Genomic DNA, 17,483 nt, shown 5'->3' with positions numbered 1-17,483 from the left:
CGGGTCAGCGCGCCAGCAGGTTGCGAGCCATGCTGGCGATCTGGGCCAGCATCGCCGGTGCAACCGGCGTTTGCGACTGGGCACGCTCAATCATGGAGCGGAACTGTTGCATGGCCGACTGGTGGTCCGCTGCCCAGGCGTTGACGACGCCCCGCATGTCTTCCTTCGCATCCTTGCGGCGCGAGAGACGGCGCAAGAGGTCCAGCCGCATCTGCTGGAAATCCCGGGCAATGCCGGACACCAATAGTCGCTCCCACACGTCCGACGGGTTCATCAGTGCGGCGGTGCCTTGCGCCCAGTCGATGCCGAGGCTCGCACCGATGTCGGTGAAGCCCAGTGTCAGTGGTTCCGGATCGAGGCCCGTATCGGCTGCCAGCTTGGCCAGGCCGACCGACCCGTCAAGATTGTAGATATGCGTGATACGCGAAGCGACCGCATCGTTGGCCCCCGCGTCAGTGAACGTCTCGTGCAGGTCCTGCGACTGATTCTTGAGCTGCGAGCCGAGCAGCTGGTCGGTAGATTTGACCAGCAGAGCAACGTTCTTGCCGAGCTCGTCGACCATTTCCGCAGGGCGCACCCGGCCTGCTGCCGTGCGCAGGACGTCCGACATAAGGTTGCCGACGGCCGCCGCAAGGCGATCGAATAGCAGGAGACGCGCGGTTTCGTCGATCTTGGCATTGTCTAGTTCGGTCCAGATGTTGCGCAGGTCGAACAGGTGCGCGGCCGCCACGAACGCACCGGCGACTTCGGAAAGTTCGACGCCTTCCTCTTCGGCCAGTTCGAATGGGTGGATGATCCCGATGCGGTTCACCATCGCGTTGGCGAGCTTGGTCGCGATAATCTCGCGGCGCAGGCGATGGTTTTCGATTTGCTTGCGGAACTTGCCGCGCATCGGTTCCGGAAAACTGCGCATGAGCAGGTCATGCAGGATTGGATCGTCCGGCAGGTCGCTGTTCTGGATCGCGTCCTGGAGGACCAGCTTGGCCGACGACAGCAGCACTGCCAATTCGGGACGGGTGAGACCCATTCCTTCGGCCGCACGGCGCTGGAGCGTCTGATTGTCGGCGAGGCCTTCTGTCTTTCGATCGAGGTTTCCGGCGTCTTCCAGTGTCTCGATCAGATGGAGCTGCGATGCCATGGCCCGCGCACCGCCCTTTTCGGCGATCGACAGGGCCAGCGCCTGCAAGCGATTGTCTTCCAGGACGAGGTCCGAAACTTCGTCGGTCATCTCTTCCAGCAGTTCGACGCGTTTGGGTTCGGACAAGCGTCCTGCGCGCTTGGCAGCGGCGAGGGCAATCTTGATGTTCACCTCGTTGTCCGAACAGTCGACCCCGGCGGAATTGTCGATGAAGTCGGTGTTGCAGCGCCCGCCGCCAAGCGAATATTCGATGCGTCCGGCCTGCGTCGTGCCCAGGTTTGCGCCTTCGCCTATAACCTTGGCGCGCAGGTCCTTCCCGTCGACGCGCAGCGCGTCGTTCGCCGGGTCGCCGACTTGGACGTTATTTTCGCTGCTGGCCTTGATGTAGGTGCCGATGCCGCCGAACCAGATCAGGTCGACCGGAGCCTTGAGGATCGCCGAGATCAGCGCTTCGGGCTCGATTTCGTCCTGTTCGATGCCGAGCACGCCCTGCATCGTTTTCGATAGCTTGATGGTCTTGGCGTCGCGCGGATAGACACCGCCGCCACGCGAAATCAGGTCTTCGTCGTAATCCGCCCAACTCGAACGGGTCATTTCGAAGAGGCGCTTCCGTTCCTTCCAGCTCTTTGCCGGATCGGGATTGGGATCGAGGAAGATGTGACGGTGATCGAAGGCTGCGACCAGCTTGATGGCCTTGGACAGCAGCATACCATTGCCGAAGACGTCGCCAGACATGTCCCCGCATCCGACCACTTCGATGAAATCGGTCTGCACGTCGATGCCCATTTCGAGGAAGTGGCGCTGGACGCTGACCCATCCGCCTTTCGCGGTAATGCCCATGGCCTTGTGGTCATAGCCCTTCGAGCCGCCGCTGGCGAAAGCGTCGTCGAGCCAAAAGTCGCGGCTTTCGGCGATCGCATTGGCGACGTCGGAGAAACTGGCTGTGCCCTTGTCGGCGGCAACGACGAAATAGGGATCCTCGCCGTCGGTGATGACGACATCTTCAGGGTGCACAACCTTGTCGTCGACGATGTTATCGGTGACCGACAGCAGACTGCGGATGAAGACCTCGTAACTGGCCTTGCCTTCCTCCGCCCAGGCATCGCGATCGATGGACGGGTCGGGTAATTGCTTGGGATAGAATCCGCCCTTCGCGCCCGCCGGTACGATCACGGCGTTCTTCACGCGCTGCGCCTTCATCAGGCCGAGAATTTCGGTCCGGAAGTCGTCCCGGCGATCGGACCAGCGCAGGCCCCCGCGCGCAACCGGGCCGGAGCGCAGGTGGATGCCCTCGACGCGGCGCGAATAAACGAAGATTTCGCGCCATGGCACGGGCTTGGGAAGTCCCGGTACCATTGAACTGTCGATCTTGAATGCCAGCGCCTCATTCGCTGCAGGCGCAAAGACATTGGTCCGCAGGATGGCATCGATCAACGCCTTGTAGAGGCGCAGCAGGCGGTCGTCGTTGATCGCCTTGACCCGAGTCAGGGCGCGGCGGATGGCCTCGCTCGCTTCCTTGGACGCTTCCTCGCGATTGCCGTCGAAGTCGGGATCGTGCCGAGCGCTGAACAGGTCGATGAGCGCGCGCGTGATATCGGCCGATTTCGCCAGCGCATCGACCACCGTATAGATCGTGAACCCCATTCCGATCTGGCGAAGGTAGCGATAGAACGCGCGCAGCCATTCGGTCTGGTGGGCGTCGAGCGCGGCTTCGACAACGAGGCGGTTGAAAACGTCGTTTTCAGCCTGTTCGTTGAGCACTGCGCCGATTGCGTCTTCGATACCTTCCGCCCGTTCGATCAAGTCTTCGGCATTGAGGCCGGGGGCAAGCTGCAGCGCGAAATCGTGGATCGTGCCAAGGCGACCCTCTTCGAGGACTGTCGGCATTTCCGAACGCACGTGGAAGCCGAAGTTCTCCAATGCGGGGACCGCGTCGGATAGCGGCAGGCTACCCTCGGCCTGGTAGAGTTTCAGGCGCAGGCAGCGTTCGTCGTCGCGCTCGCACAAATAAAGCCGCGCTCCGCGGTGCGGCGCCTCGTCCTCGTCGTCGGCATGATGGCCGAGCGCGCGCAGGCGGGCGATATCCTCAGCTGCTTCGCGAGGCCCGAAACGGGCGCGATATGCGGTGGGGAATGCCTCTGCGAAACGCATGGCGAGGGCTGCGGCACGGCCCTTTTCCTCGAACGCAAGCAATTCGTTCTCGACCGCTTCACTCCAGCCGCGCAGCAGCGTTTGCAACTGTTGCTCGAGTGCGGCTTCGTCGGGTTTCTGTGCGCCTTCGCGAATATCGAGAACGAACCGCAGCATTGCCAGATTGCCCCCTTCAACCTCGAGGCTCCAGTCGAGCAGGCGCGCTTTGGCTCCCTCTTCCAGCAGAGCCAGGATCTGGAGGCGAACCTGGGTGGCGAGCATGTCGCGCGGAAGCCAGACGAATGCGAAAAGATGGCGGGCCAGCGGCGCTTCGACCAATGCCAATCGAGGCCGGGGTCGGTCGACAAGGCTCATCATCGTCGTAGCGATGCGTGCGGTATCTTCTTCCGAAAATCCGATGACGAGATCGTGGGGCAGCGCAGTCAGCGCGTGGACCAGCGCCTTACCGGCATGGCCTGTATCGTCGAAATTGAGTTCGTCACGGATGGCATCCAGCCGCTGGCACAGGATCGGAACGCTGCGAGGCGGAGAGGCGATCGCGGCGCTCGTCCAGACACCGGCATGGACGGAGAGAGCCTTGACCTTCTTCCCATCACGGATCGGGACGATGAACAGGTCGAGCGGCACGCGGCGGTGCACCCGCGCCATATGGTTCGCCTTGATGATCAGCGGCGTGCGTGCTTCGCCCTTTCCCTCGAACCAGGCGAAGGCGCGCTCGTAGCTCGCATCGACCAGCAGCTCGCGCGATGAAGTGCGGCAAATGCCGAGCTCGTTTTCCTGCGAGCCATCCCGCATGCGAACGACATGGCCCAATTGCGTGAGCATTCCAGAATTCAGCCATTCGAGCAGGGCTGCGCCTTCTTCGTTTTCCACTCGCTCGACGTCGCCGGCCATCGCTTCCTGCAGCTTTGGCCAATCGCACACTGCAGCGCGGACATCGGCGAGTGTTTCGAGGAGTTTTTCCTCGATCGCGTGCCTTCGCTTGGCATCGACCCGTGGGGCTTCAAGGTAGATCATCGATTCCCAGAAAGCGTCTTCCGGCTCTCCCTTGATCACCTTGTCGAGCGTGCCGTCGCTTCCGCGTTCGACTGGCACCACGGGGTGAATGAGGCGATCGATGGCCAGTCCCATCGCGGCAACGGCGGCGGCAGTAGAGTCGACAAGGAAAGGCATGTCGTCGTTGATGATCGCAATTCGCGTGTAGCGGCGCTCATCGCTGATCGACTGGATGGCGATCGCGGGTTCTCCTGCCGCGCGCTTTTCGGCGGTTTCGGCGAGGAAAGCTGCTGCCTCTGACAGGTGTTCGTCATCGATCGGAGTGTCGCCCGGAAGCAGGGACTCGCGCATGTGCTGCGCGATCGTCTTGGCTTGGGGGGACATGCTCTGGCTTGCCTTGGCGGCTTTGGAACCCATGAAAGGCCTCTCGCTTGCGGCGTACGATACTTTCGCACCCGTGTAATTTCCGAGTCGTCTTCGGCGACGCGCTGGCTCGCGATTAGGCCCGTTGTCGCAGGCTCGCAAGGCTAACCAAAAGGAAAAGGCGCAATCGTATGCGTTCCTAGGTTCCGTAGCGTCGAAGCGGACTTGTCAGTGGAGTGCAGAAAGCGCGCGGGAGAGCGAGGTGACGCGTTCCTGCGGGTCGAAGGTCGGTCCGGCGAAGATGATCTCGTCCGCTCCGGTGCGTGCAATGAACGAGCGGATCTTATCCGCGCATTGACCGGGCGTCCCGACCGCGCTGGCTTGACCGATGTGGGCGAGCATGGCTTGCGCAGGGGCCGGAAGGCTCTCGCGATAACTGGCTACAGGCGGCTTGAGTTTTGCGGGTGACCCGGTCCGCAGGGCGACGAAGGCCTGCAATTGCGACGTCGAGAGCGTCTCCGCCTCTTCTTCCGTCTCTGCGCAGAAGAGGTTCATTGCCGCCATCACATAGGGCGTGTCGAGCTGGTCCGAAGGCTCGAAATCGCGGCGGTAGATTTCGAGCGCCGCGTCGAGGTGATCGGGGGCGAAATGGCTCGCGAACGCATAGGGCAGCCCCAGCCTGGCGGCCAGTTGCGCCCCGAACAGGCTGGACCCGAGCATCCAAAATTGAGGGTTCGCACCAAGACCCGGTGTCGGATGGATAGTGGTGTCGCCGCGCATCAGGGCCTGCAATTCCACCACATCCTGCGGAAACATTTCCGCGGCCCGGTTCAGGTCCTTGCGCAAGGCGCGCTGTAGCTCCGGACCCGCTCCAGGTGCCCGGCCCAGCCCCAGGTCGATCCGCCCCGGAAACAGCGCGTCGAGCGTGCCGAACTGCTCGGCAATCTGGAACGGGGTATGATTGGGCAGCATGATGCCGCCGGAGCCGATCCGGATCGTGTCCGTCGCATTGCCGATATGCGCAAGGACAACGGACGTGGCGCCCCCGGCAATGCCTTCCATCGCATGGTGCTCGGCCACCCAATATCGCGCGCAGCCGAGGCGTTCGGCGGCCTGCGCCAACCGGGTCGCGGCTTCGAAGGCTTCCGCAAGGGTCCCGCCTTCACGGACCGGAACGAGATCGAGGACCGAGAAAGCAGTCATTCTGCCGGTGCGATCTGCGCGAGATATTCGCGCGCCTGATCGGCCTGCGGACTGTCCGGCGCGACGTCGAGCACGGACTGGAAGCTCTTTCGCGCAGCCTCCTCGCGGCCGGACAGCGCGGCTATGACGCCTGCTTCCAGCCCGACCTGCGGGTTGCGGGGAGCAAGGAGAGCGGCCCTTTCGATCTGCTGCTGCGCTTCGCCGAGGCGCGACAGCCGACGGGACAAGGTCGCCGAAAGCAGCCATGCCTGCGCATCGTCACCATCGGCTTCCCGCGCTTCGGACAAAGCTTCCGCCGCGTCTTCCTGACGGCCCATGCGCACGAGCACGCGGGCGAGATCGACGCGAAGGTCGGCGGCAAGTGCGCCGTCGGGTGCGGCAAGCGCCTGTCCTCCTGCCCGGTCAAGCAGGACAAGCGCATTCTCCATGTCACCTTCAGCCAGGGCCGCATTGCCTGCCATCGCATTCAGCCGGGCGGCATAGGCGAGATTGTCTGCAGGCGCTTCCGCGCTCGCGAGTTCGAAGATCTCGCGCGCTTCCCCCATGCGATCAAGCTGGACGAGCGCAAGGCCGAGGCAATGAGCCGATTGCGCCATTTCGAGGTCGGTCGTTGCCGTCTCGCGCCAGCCCTGCGCATAGTCGAGAGCCGCATCGGGAGTATTCGCCGCTTGGCGCAGGCAGGTCGCAAGACGCGGCTGTACCTGCGGCTCGGTGCTTTCGGCTCGCGGCGGCCGGTTCGCCAATTCGTCCGGGATGCCCGGCATGGCGCCTGCGGAAGGGTTCGGGCCGACCTGCATGAAAAGGAGGGCGAGAGGGGCAAGGCTAAGGGTCATTCGGCTTCCAGATCGTCGAGTAGTCCGCCAATCGTGCGCAGCAGCAAGGCGATATCCTGCGGCCTCGACAAGCGGTGGTCGCCGTCCTTGATGTAAGTGACTTGAACGTCGTCCGAACGCAGGGCCTCGGCGAGCCGCGCGCTGATTTCCCACGGCACGTCGGCATCGCGCTGGCCGTGAAGCAGGCGCACCGGCACATCGATCGCGATGGTCCCTGTCAGCTGGCGCTGTGCTTGCCCGTCGGCCCAGAAGGCGCCGTGCATCGGTGTCGGCTCGGGGCCATAGGGGTTTTCGTCGAAGACGGTTTCGCCCGCCTGCAGCCTCGCCTTCTCGGCCGCGTCCCTGCCCCAGTCGGTGAAATCGGGTGCGGAGGCGATGCCGACGATACCGGCAAGGCGTTCGTCGAGCGCGAGACCGACGAGGAGCATGAGCCACCCGCCCATGGACGATCCGATGACGACGAACCGGTCCTCGACCACGGCTTCGATCAGGGCGACCACTTCGTCGCGCCATCTGGACAGCGTGCCATCTGCAAAATCGCCGTCGCTGCGACCGCAGCCCGAGTAATCGAGCAGCAGGCAGCCATGGCAGCGCGCCTTCGCCCATTCATAGAGTGCGGTCGCCTTGCCGCCGTCCATGTCCGACATGTAGCCCGGCAGGAATACCAGCGTGGGTCCGTTACCCGGCGTGTGGCGGAATGCGATCCGGCGTCCGTCCGGCATGGCATGAAACTGGATATCGTTCATGCGTCACGATGTCGGCCTGCGCGCGCGGCATTGCAAGCCTAGAAGAATTCGAACTCCTCGACGTCGGGGTCCTGTTCGCACATCGACTTGATGGCTTCGAATTCTGCCGGTGAGAGCACGGGGGCGAAGGTCTTGCCCTTGGCCGCTTCGCGATAGGCGCGCGCCCTTTCTCCCGGTGCGGGGTGGCTGGCGATCCATCCGGAAATCCCCAGGCTCTCGCCTTCTTCATGATCGCCGCCGAGCCTCTCGAAGAACTTTGCCGCGCCTAGCGGGGAGACATTGCTTTCGGCCATGCGGGCTCTCGAATAGGCGTCAGCCTCGCGCTCCGCGTCGCGCGAATAGCCCATCTGGGCGACGCCGAAGAGCGTATCGCCGAAACCGCTATCGGCACCGGCAAGCAGGATGGACAGGCCGAACTGCCTAAGCAGCGCGGTCATGACGTGGCGTTCGCGGACATGGCCGACTTCGTGCCCGAGCACGCCTGCAAGCTCCTCGGGTGTTTCGGCGTCCTGCACTAGTCCATCGAACAGGAGGACCCGGCCGCCAGGCAGCGCGACAGCGTTGACCATGTCGATATTCGCCACATTGGCACGCACCTGCTCGCGTTCCGGATCGACCGCATCGAGCAGTTTCGCCATGGCTGCATCGCCTTCCGGCGTGCTGCACAGACGTCCACCGAAGTCGCCGATCATCCCATCGCCCATCTGCCGCTCCCAACTTTCGGGAACGCGGGGGCCCAGCCATTCGGGAGCGGTCATGAACAAGGTTACGGCAGCGGCGCTGAAGATTGCGAACAGGGCGGCCGCCTTGGGCAGACCGAGCTTGTCGACCCACGCGCCGTATGTCGCCTTCGCAGGCATTCGCGAGGCCAGGCCGGGCGGCAGATCCTCCGGCACCATGAGGCGGAAGTCGGGTTCGCTCTGGCGGCGATACACATTTTCTCCGCCGCGATTTTCGCCCCATTCGAGATCGGCGAAGGGGACTTCCATCGTCCCAGTCGCGCCGGCGAGGAGGAGCGTTTCCTCCTCGCTCCAGATGGCTTCGCCGTCGTGGCGGATGGCGTTGTGGCCGTCATACCATTGTGCTGGCGTGCGAAAGGACGCGTCGGTCATGTCAGATCGCACCGATGTCGAACGCGTCCAGCAGTCCCTCGCCATGCTTGGCGGTGGTCGTGGTCGACTGGGTGAGTTCGTCGAGCAGGATTTCGCCATTGGCTTCAAGATGCACCATGAAGAACTTCCAGTGGCGATAGCTCAGGAAGATGAAGCCGATGCCGAGGGTGAAAACCACCAGCAGCGCATCCACGATCAGCAGCTTGACCCAGTCCATGGTGGACGCCTCGAAGCTGAAATTGAGGTTGCCCCAAGTCGTGCTGCCGACGACTTCGCGATAGAATTTCGCGAAGAACGCAACGGCGATCAGGCCGAGACCGAGGTAGAAGAACAGGACAAGGAATATCACCGCGCCGACCATCCCGATGCCGGCTCCTTGATCGCCGCCAAGGCTTTGCCCGGCAATCATGCCCATCGCGCCTGCCGCGATTCCGCCGATGAAGAAGATGATCGGGGCAAGATAGAACAGGAGGTAGCGCGCGAAGACATTCGAGCTGTCGGCATGGGCATCGAACTCGTGAGGGCCGAAGCTCATCTTGCGCATGCGCTCGTTCCACAGGCTAGTCATCGACCAAGGCACGAGCAGGCCGAGGGGGATGTAACCGACAATCGTCTTCCACATGTAGGACAAGCCGTAACGGAAGCCTTGGTGGTTGCTGCCCCCGCGGATGCCGCGCCAGCGAGTGCGCGAAAGGCGATAGCGCAGCGCGCGGAATCTCGCAACGCCGGTGAGGTAGAAGAAACCGAAGAAGATCATGAAGGTCAAAACCATCGCCACCACTTCGTAACCGCGGGCGATCAGGCCCTGCTGGACGAAGCTGAAGAGCGAAAGCGGGAGAATGAAAAGCACGAATACCAGCACGAAACCGACGAACAATTCCTTGCCTGTGCCGGTCCATTCCAGCCGTTCGTCGACGAAGCGGCTATGCGCCCAAAGATATTGCCGCTCTCGCGTGGTCGCCCAGAAGCGGTAAATCCCCAGTGTAACGATAGTCAGCAACAGGTTCGGGAACGCAATTTTCGCGAAGTCCTGCCAATTGCCGTCGAAACCGAAGGCGCTTTCCGCCTCGATCGGTGCCTGTTCCATATTTTGAGCGACCCCCCGCTTGTAAAAATCGTAATCGAAAACCCGTCTGCGTCCGGTTTTTCAAAGCAGGGGCGCCCAAGTCAAGGCAAAGGGTCAGTCGCGCAGAAATATATCTTCGATTTGTGTCTCGAATACATCGGCTATCTTGAATGCCAGCGGGAGCGAGGGGTCGTAGCGCCCCGTCTCGATGGCATTGACCGACTGGCGGCTGACTTCGAGACGATCGGCGAGGTCCTGCTGGCTCCAGTCGCGCTCTGCGCGCAGCACCTTGAGGCGGTTCTTCATGCGCCCCTGACCTTCTGCCACAGCTGCGCCCCCGCAAGCCCGATCGCCCAGGCTGGCAGGACCCACCACGCCCAGATATGCGGGACGAGACCGAACATCTCGAGGAAGCCCCAGAAGATTCCCAGTGCCAGCACGAACGCGAGCGCTGCGAGCGATGCCATCATGGACTTGTGCCGCAGGTATTCGTCGCTCTCTTCCTTAAGGTATCGTGCCATCGCCCAGATCATGCCGAAGGTCGGCAGGATCGGGAGTAAGGTGAGTGCGAAGACCGTCCAGTCGGCCAGTTCGTAGTTCCGCCACAACACAATGGCGATCCCTAGGCCCAGAACGTAGCCTATACTGCACACCATCATGCGCCGATTGTAGATGTCCATTGCCGCGCTGTAGGTGCAAGAGCTGTTTTTCATGGCCTTGTTGAACGGAATCATCAGGCCCATCGACAGTGCGAGCAGGATGAAGCCCACGGGCTCTTTGATAGCTCCGCTAAGGCGCAGCGCGATGATGACGCCGGCGCAGGCGAAGAACAGGCCGACCCAAAGGCCCGGGCGCCCCTTCCTTTGCGTTTGAGTAGTCATCGGGCCGCCCCTGTCGAAAGTTTGCAGGACCGATCGTCGCGCAGCCAGACCCGGGCGAAGAGAGTGAGCAGCAGGAAAGGGAGTAGCTGTGCGACCTTGCTTGGCAGGACACCAGCATTCCCCAGCAAGGCCACGCCGAGCAATGATAAAGCCAGAAAAATGGAAGGCAGTAGCGATTTCATGACAAGGCTCCTTTTCTCGATGTAAAGTGTATTTGTCATATTGCCGCCCAAGAGTCAAGGTTACTTGACAAAATAGATGGCAACCTTTCCATCGGCTCTTTCTGCTTGTCATCTGCCTGCCATCCGTCGCAGTCATGGAAGGAGGAGAGAGGACCTATTCGATGATCAAGACCGAACCGCCCGTTGCTGCACCGATCCTGCCGCTTGATCGCAGGCAATTGCTCAAGGGCGGGGTGCTGGGTGCAGGTCTCGCTGCGGCGCCCCTGACCGCCGCCGGCCGCGCGCGCGGTTTCACGCATGGCGTGGCCAGCGGAGAGCCGGGGTCCTCGCGCGTCCTTTTATGGACCCGGTACGCAGCCGATCAGGACGTCCCGCTGACCTGGGAATTGAGCGAGACGGCCTCCTTTGCTTCCCCCGTCGCTTCGGGCTCCGTCATGGCGAGCCCCGCCAATGACGGATGCGCCAAGCCGTGGGCCGACGGGCTCGCGCCGGGTCGCTGGTATTACTTCCGTTTCACTGCGCCCGACGGCAGCCACTCCGACATCGGTCGCACGCGCACCCTTCCCGAAGGGCCGACTGCGCGCTGGAAGATGGCAGTCTTCTCCTGCTCCAACATCGGCTTCGGCTGGTTCAATGCCTATGCCCACGCAGCCGCGGCGAACGAGTTCGACTGCACGCTGCACCTCGGCGACTATTTCTACGAATACGGCCAAGGCACCTACCCTTCGGAGAGCGAGTGGCTCGGCACCCGCGCTCCGCTCGACCCGCAATCCGAAACGGTGGCCCTTGCGCAGTACCGCGCGCGCTATGCCCAGTATCGCAGCGATCCGGACCTGCGCCGCATCCACCAGATCTATCCGATGATTGCCGGGTGGGACGACCACGAGAGCGCAAACGACAGCTGGGAAGGCGGTGCGCAGAACCACCAGAGCGAGACCGAAGGCGAATGGAGCGTGCGCAAGGCCGCCGCCATGAAAGCCTATCGCGAATGGATGCCCGTCTCCGAAGAGCCTTGGGCCGAATACGAGATCGGCGATCTTGCAACCCTGTTCCGCCTAGAGACCCGCCTGTCGGCGCGCGCGCAGCAATTCGATTACGGCACGCTGCTGCGCGGAATGACATCTCCCGAACAGGGCGTCGCCGCGCTCACCGCGTTCCGTGAGGAGAGCTATCGCGACCCCACGCGCGAAGTGCTCGGCGCCGCACAGCAGGCCTGGCTCGGCAATGGTCTCATGCGCTCGGCCAAGGGCGGCAAGACGTGGCAGGTGCTCGTCCAGCAGGTCCTGATGGGCAAGACCGCCTCCGCTACCTCGCTGACCGACGCCCTGCCGCAAGGACTGCCCGACTACATCATGCGCCGCGTGGTCGCAGGCGCCATCGCCTCGCGCGCCGGTCTGCCGCTCAACATGGATGCTTGGGACGGCTATCCCGCAGCCCGCGCCCGTTTTTACGAAGCGGCTCTTGCAGCGGACGCAAATCTCGTCAGCCTCGCGGGCGATACCCACAACGCATGGGCTTTCGACCTTGCCCACGAGGGCGAGAAGGTCGGCGTCGAATTCGGCGGCCAGTCGGTCACCTCGCCCGGCTTCGAGGGATACTTGCCGCAATTGGCGCCGGGCGATGTCAGCGCGGCCATGGTCGCCCGCAATCCCGAGCTCAAATGGATGGACGCCTCGCGCCGCGGCTACATGGCGGTCGAACTCACGCCGACGCGTGCGACGAGCGAATATCGCTTGCTGTCCTCGGTGCGTGAGAAGGGGGCCGAAGTCGTCGCGACGAAGCGCCTCTCAACCCTTGCCGGAGCGCGCGCGCTCGATCTCAGTTGAGATTTTAACCTGTCGTCGCTATCTCCTGGCGCATGACGCATCAGCGCATCACGACAACCACTACCACCACCCCGGGCGACCGGGGGCGGGTGCGCGCGTCCTGACGTAGCGCTCCGCCGCCCGGTTTCGGGCGGTCGGCGTTTCCTCCCGAAATCAAATTTCTCATAAACGCCGCTTCAAGCGCGCGCCTAGCTGTGCCATGGGCCTCGACATACCGAGGCGGGTCACGGAAGGCCGCGCCAGGATAACGGACGGATAGAATGACGGAACTGCTCAAGATCAGCCTGCCCGATGGTTCGGTGCGCGAGATGGAACCCGGCAGCACGCCTGCCGATGTCGCCGCCGCGATCGGTCCGGGCCTTGCCAAGGCCGCCATTGCCGCGCGCGTCGATGGGGAGCTGCGCGACATCAACCGCCCCTTCGAAGGCGATGCGGAATTGGCGCTGGTCACGAGCCGCGACGAGGAAGACGCGCTGGAACTGGCGCGCCACGATTTCGCGCACGTCCTTGCAGAAGCGGTGCAGTCGCTCTTCCCCGGAACGCAGATCACCTTCGGTCCGGCAACGGACGATGGCTTCTATTACGATGTGAAAGCGCCCGATACGCGCGAGCCGTTCTCGATGGACGACCTTCCCGCGATCGAGGAAGAAATGCGCCGCATCATCAAGGCCGACAAGCCGCTCAAGCGCGAGGTCTGGAGCCGCCAGCAGCTGATCGACAAGTGGGAAGCGGAAGGCGAGGTCTTCAAGGCCGAATGGGCCAAGGAACTTCCCGAAAACGAGGAACTGACGGTTTACTGGTCGGGCGAAGACTGGCTCGACATGTGCCGTGGTCCGCACCTTGCTTCGACCGGTAAGCTCGATCCGCAGGCGTTCAAGCTGACGCGCGTTGCCGGTGCCTATTGGCGCGGCGACCAGAACAATCCGCAGCTCACGCGCATCTACGGCACGGGCTGGCTCAACAAGAAGCAGCTGAACGCCCACCTCACGCGGCTGGAAGAAGCGGCAAAGCGCGACCACCGCAAGCTGGGCCGCGAGATGGACCTGTTCCACCTGCAGGAAGAAGCGCACGGCAGCGTCTTCTGGCACCCCAACGGCTACATGATCTGGCGCGAGCTCGAAGCCTATATGCGCCGCAAGATGGACGGTGCGGGCTACCAGGAAATCAAGACGCCGCAGCTGATGGACGTGCGCCAGTGGGAGCAGTCCGGACACTGGGGCAAATACGCCGAGAACATGTTCGCCGTGCCCGACATGGTGCCCGAAGTGGACGAGCTGGGTGATGGCCCGGCCAACCCCTCGGTCGCGCCCGATGCGGACTGGATGGCGATCAAGCCGATGAACTGCCCGGCCCATGTGCTGGTCTTCAAGCAGGGCATTACGTCGTACCGCGAACTGCCCATCCGCCTTGGCGAAATGGGCTGCTGCCACCGCAACGAACCGCATGGCGCGCTGCATGGCCTAATGCGCGTGCGCCAGTTCACGCAGGACGATGCGCATATCTTCTGCACCGAAGACCAGGTGGTCGAAGAAGTGCGCGCCTTCTGCAAGCTGGCCGACAGCGTCTATCGCGACTTCGGTTTCACCTATCACGTCAAGCTCGCCCTGCGCCCGGAAAAGCGCTTCGGCAGCGAAGCGGACTGGGACAAGGCCGAGCAGGAACTGCGCGACGCCGTGGCCGAAGCGGGCATGGCGAACGAGGAATACGGCTGGGAAGAACTGCCGGGCGAAGGCGCTTTCTATGCGCCCAAGCTCGAATGGCACCTTACCGATGCCATCGGCCGCACCTGGCAGGTCGGCACGATCCAGGGCGACCGCGTGCTGCCCGAGCGCCTCGATGCAAGCTTCATCGGCGAAGACGGCGAGAAACACCGCCCGGTCATGCTGCACCGCGCGATCTTCGGTTCGTACGAGCGGTTCATCGGCATTCTGATCGAACACTTCGCCGGGCGACTGCCGGTCTGGCTCGCCCCGACGCAGGCCGTCGTCGCGACGATTGTCTCGGACGCCGATGGTTATGCCAAGGAAGCCGTCGCCAAGCTCAAGGCGGCGGGCATCCGCGTCGACAGCGACCTTCGTAACGAGAAGATCAATTACAAGGTCCGCGAACACTCGGTCGCCAAGGTCCCGCACCTCCTGGTGGTGGGCATGCGCGAGGCGGAGGAGGGCACGGTCGCTGTCCGCACACTCGGCCAGCAGCACCAGAAGGTGATGCCGCTCGAAGAAGCGATTGCGATGCTCAAGGCCGAAGCCACGCCGCCGGACCTGCGCGAAGGCTAAGCGCGCGCGATGGACCTGTTCGGCGGCTACTCTGCGGTAGCGATCGCCGCCGCGCTGGTGACTGCGTTCGGCTCGGCTTTCGTGCGCGGGCTGACCGGGTTCGGGATGGCGATCCTGATCGTTCCCGTGCTGGCGCTGGCGCTGTCGCCGGTCGATGCCGTGCTGCTGACCAATTTCCTTTCGGTCTTCATCGGTCTGTCGGAGATTCGCCGCCTGCTGCGCGGTGCGGAAAAGTCGGCATGGGTCATAATCGCGCTTGTCGCGCTGACCACGCCTATCGGGCTGTACCTGCTCAGCGTGACCACGCCTGCCCTGGCGCGGGTGGTCATCGCCTTCATCGCACTTTCCGCCTTCATCGCCATCCTGCTGCCGCGTCGCGGTGCGCTGGACCATCATCCGGCGACGACCGGCGGGGTAGGCATATTGAGCGGCCTGATGACCGGATATGCCGGCATGCCCGGACCGCCGGTCGTCCCCTATTATGTCGGGCGCGACATTCCGCGCGAGACCGCCAAGGCGTCGATGCTGCTGATCTTCACCTGCGCATCGAGCACGGGCCTGATCAGCGGGGCGGCTATCGGCGTGCTCGACTGGTCGCTGCTCCTGTTCGCCGTGCTGCTGTTCCCGGCTGTGCTGGCGGGCAACTGGCTGGGCAACAAGGCGTCGGGCAGGATCGAGGATAGGACCTGGCGCATCTGCGTCGGTCTCGTGCTCGGCGGAGCGGCGCTTGCTGCCTTGTGGAAGGCGCTCTCCTAGATGCTCGGCCTGCCTCTCGAAGCGATCGGTATCGCCTTGCTGACCGCGCTGGTGGCGGGTTTCGTGCGCGGCCTTGCCGGGTTCGGGCTGTCGGTCGTGATCGTGCCCGTCCTCGCGCTGACCATCGCTCCGCGTGAAGCGGTGCTGGTAGGCAATATCTCGCTGTTCCTGATCGGCCTGACCGACATCGGCCGCATCCGGCGGGAGGCCGACCGTTCGGCCATCCCGATAACCGTGCTGGCGCTGGCCTGCATGCCGCTTGGCCTGTGGGCGCTGGTCACGCTGAGCGCGGACTGGGCGCGGCTCCTGATTGCGCTCGTCTCGCTTGGCGCATTCGTGCTGGTCGTCGTGCCGCTCGGCAAGATCGCCATGCCGCGCAAGCCTGCGATGGGACTGTCGGGCTTTTTCACGGGCTTCTTCGGAGGCTTCGCCGGAATGCCAGGGCCGGGCATGGCGCCCTTCTACCTGCGCGGCCGGTTGCCCCCGCGCGAGGCGCGGGCGTCCATGATGGCGATTTTCCTGGTGCTGACGCCGCTATCCTCGGCGTTGTTCATTGCACTCGGCGTCGGCGGGATGCGCGAGGTCCTGCTCGCCCTGCTGCTCTTCCCGGCAGTGCTGGTCGGCGATCTCATGGGCCACGCGGCCTTCGGGCGCGTTACGCCGCGTCAATGGCAGGTGAGCGTCGCCCTCGTGCTGGGCGGCGCGGCAGCCGGTGCGGTCTGGAAACTGTTAGAAGGGTAGCGCCGGTCCGGCGAGGACCAGGGCAAAGCCGCATCCGCTCACGATAAGCGCGCGCGCAGCCTCTGCCAGCGGAAATGCCGGAACGTGGGTGCGTGCGAGAGCGATAGCCTTTGCCATGCCCCCATTCTCGCGGCCAAACCCTAACGAAGCGTTAAGGCTTCCATCCGGCAGAGGGCATTTGCTGGCTGGCGCAGTGGAACCCGCCACCGCCCGCAAGCACGGCATCGCCCAGCAGGCCGATGGTGGCGCGATCCGGGAACAGCGCGCCGATCGCCGCCACGCCTTCTTCGTCGTAGGGGCTGCCGAAGGTGGGCACCACGACGAGGTGGCTGGTGATGGCGAAGTTGACGTAGCTCGCCGGCTCGACATGGTCGCCGCTGGTCACGAGGCCGGGCGAGGGGATTTCGACCACCGATACGCCTGCCGCTTCTGCCCGGCGGCGCGCATCGGCATAGATCTGAGCATTGGGATCGGCGCTGCCCGTGGCGCGCGGGATGACGAGCGTGTTGGCCGCCACGAAGCGGGCGAGATTGTCGACATGGCCGTCGGTGTGATCGTTGATCAACCCGTCGCCGAGCCACAGCACGCGGGTAAAGCCAAGATCGCGTTCGAGACGCTGCTCGATGTCCTCGCGCGAGAGCTGCGGATTGCGATTGGGGTTGAGCAGGCATTGCTCGGTCGTCGCGACGAGGCCGGTCCCGTCGCCATCCACCGCGCCGCCTTCGAGGATCCAGTCCGCCGTTTGCAGCGGGAGGCCTTCGTCTTCGGCCAGCTGCGCGCCCACTGTCTGGTCGCCGTCCATCAGGTACTTGCCGCCCCAGCCGTTGAAACCGAAGCGGCGGGCCGCACGCTCGCCATCGCGGTTTGAAACGACCAGCGGCCCGGTGTCGCGCAGCCAGGCATCGCCATAGTGACGTCGCTCCAGCGTGACGTTCCCGCCGACCAACTGCCGCGCGCGTGCCTCGTTAGCATCGTCGCGCACCAGCAGGCGGACTTCCTGCCCGCTGTCGGCCACAGCATTGGCGAAGGCCGCGATCTGCTCCTGTGCCCTTGGCAGGACTTCGGGCCATTCCTGCGGATCGTGCGGAAAGCCGATCCACAGCCAGTCCTGCGGGGCCCATTCGGGCGGCATCATCCATTCGGGCGTCGTGCTCATGCGCGGCGGTTAGGACGAGGTGATCGCCTCGCGCAATAAAAAAGGGGACGCCGT

15 protein-coding genes are annotated in these 17,483 nt (G+C 63.8%); 4 read left to right on the top strand and 11 right to left on the bottom strand.

The genetic code is table 11. The features are described from left to right. Positions 1-4 precede the first annotated feature (4 nt). The 9 genes from GRI34_RS10290 to GRI34_RS10250 form a co-directional block, all read right to left on the bottom strand. Positions 5-4,702, bottom strand: coding sequence for an NAD-glutamate dehydrogenase (locus GRI34_RS10290; RefSeq protein ID WP_160595847.1), 4,698 nt, complete (start codon positions 4,700-4,702; stop codon positions 5-7). Positions 4,703-4,876: 174 nt separating this feature from the next. Continuing rightward, a complete protein-coding gene (locus GRI34_RS10285) occupies positions 4,877-5,851 on the bottom strand; it encodes an LLM class flavin-dependent oxidoreductase (protein ID WP_160595846.1) in 975 nt (324 codons plus the stop codon). Then, entirely contained in the window at positions 5,848-6,684 is an 837-nt protein-coding gene (locus GRI34_RS10280; RefSeq protein ID WP_160595845.1) for a tetratricopeptide repeat protein, read from the bottom strand. The genes GRI34_RS10285 and GRI34_RS10280 overlap by 4 nt, the downstream gene beginning before the upstream one ends. Beyond that, the gene (locus tag GRI34_RS10275; RefSeq protein ID WP_160595844.1) at positions 6,681-7,430 is read right to left on the bottom strand and encodes an alpha/beta fold hydrolase; all 750 of its coding nucleotides are present in this window, start codon (positions 7,428-7,430) and stop codon (positions 6,681-6,683) included. The genes GRI34_RS10280 and GRI34_RS10275 overlap by 4 nt, the downstream gene beginning before the upstream one ends. Before the next feature lie 38 nt (positions 7,431-7,468). After that, positions 7,469-8,542, bottom strand: a complete 1,074-nt coding sequence (locus GRI34_RS10270; RefSeq protein ID WP_160595843.1) for a M48 family metallopeptidase — start codon at positions 8,540-8,542, stop codon at positions 7,469-7,471. A gap of 1 nt (position 8,543) precedes the next feature. Further along, positions 8,544-9,629 carry a YjgN family protein gene (locus GRI34_RS10265; protein WP_160595842.1) on the bottom strand — a complete coding sequence of 362 codons (1,086 nt, stop codon included), beginning with the start codon at positions 9,627-9,629 and terminating at the stop codon, positions 8,544-8,546. A gap of 93 nt (positions 9,630-9,722) precedes the next feature. After that, on the bottom strand, positions 9,723-9,914 hold the full coding sequence (locus GRI34_RS10260) for a helix-turn-helix transcriptional regulator (RefSeq protein WP_160595841.1): 192 nt from the start codon (positions 9,912-9,914) through the stop codon (positions 9,723-9,725). Then, complete coding sequence (locus tag GRI34_RS10255; protein WP_160595840.1) at positions 9,911-10,489, bottom strand: hypothetical protein; 579 nt, start codon at positions 10,487-10,489, stop codon at positions 9,911-9,913. The genes GRI34_RS10260 and GRI34_RS10255 overlap by 4 nt, the downstream gene beginning before the upstream one ends. Then, positions 10,486-10,671: a hypothetical protein gene (locus GRI34_RS10250; protein ID WP_160595839.1), complete on the bottom strand. Its 186-nt coding sequence runs from the start codon at positions 10,669-10,671 to the stop codon at positions 10,486-10,488. The genes GRI34_RS10255 and GRI34_RS10250 overlap by 4 nt, the downstream gene beginning before the upstream one ends. Positions 10,672-10,832: 161 nt before the next feature. Here GRI34_RS10250 and GRI34_RS10245 point away from each other — a divergent pair, with 161 nt between their 5' ends. The 4 genes from GRI34_RS10245 to GRI34_RS10230 all read left to right on the top strand — a co-directional run bounded on the left by GRI34_RS10245 (position 10,833) and on the right by GRI34_RS10230 (position 16,273). Further along, a complete protein-coding gene (locus tag GRI34_RS10245) occupies positions 10,833-12,497 on the top strand; it encodes an alkaline phosphatase D family protein (protein WP_160595838.1) in 1,665 nt (554 codons plus the stop codon). 260 nt (positions 12,498-12,757) lie between these two features. Further along, positions 12,758-14,776, top strand: coding sequence for a threonine--tRNA ligase (gene thrS, locus GRI34_RS10240; protein WP_160595837.1), 2,019 nt, complete (start codon positions 12,758-12,760; stop codon positions 14,774-14,776). Between the two features lie 9 nt (positions 14,777-14,785). Next, positions 14,786-15,532 (top strand): sulfite exporter TauE/SafE family protein, encoded by a 747-nt coding sequence (locus tag GRI34_RS10235; protein ID WP_160595836.1) that lies wholly within the window; start codon positions 14,786-14,788, stop codon positions 15,530-15,532. Beyond that, on the top strand, positions 15,533-16,273 hold the full coding sequence (locus GRI34_RS10230; protein ID WP_160595835.1) for a sulfite exporter TauE/SafE family protein: 741 nt from the start codon (positions 15,533-15,535) through the stop codon (positions 16,271-16,273). Here the strand turns inward: GRI34_RS10230 and GRI34_RS13375 are convergent. Together GRI34_RS13375 and GRI34_RS10225 are read right to left on the bottom strand one after the other, a co-directional pair. Then, a complete protein-coding gene (locus GRI34_RS13375; RefSeq protein ID WP_263617854.1) occupies positions 16,262-16,390 on the bottom strand; it encodes a hypothetical protein in 129 nt (42 codons plus the stop codon). The genes GRI34_RS10230 and GRI34_RS13375 overlap by 12 nt on opposite strands. Positions 16,391-16,424: 34 nt before the next feature. After that, positions 16,425-17,429 carry an agmatine deiminase family protein gene (locus GRI34_RS10225; protein ID WP_160595834.1) on the bottom strand — a complete coding sequence of 335 codons (1,005 nt, stop codon included), beginning with the start codon at positions 17,427-17,429 and terminating at the stop codon, positions 16,425-16,427. Positions 17,430-17,483 lie beyond the last annotated feature (54 nt).

It is taken from the genome of Qipengyuania aquimaris (assembly GCF_009827445.1).
Lineage (GTDB): Bacteria > Pseudomonadota > Alphaproteobacteria > Sphingomonadales > Sphingomonadaceae > Qipengyuania > Qipengyuania aquimaris.
Note: the sequence above shows the minus strand (reverse complement) of the source record. Positions and strands in the feature narration are given on the sequence as shown.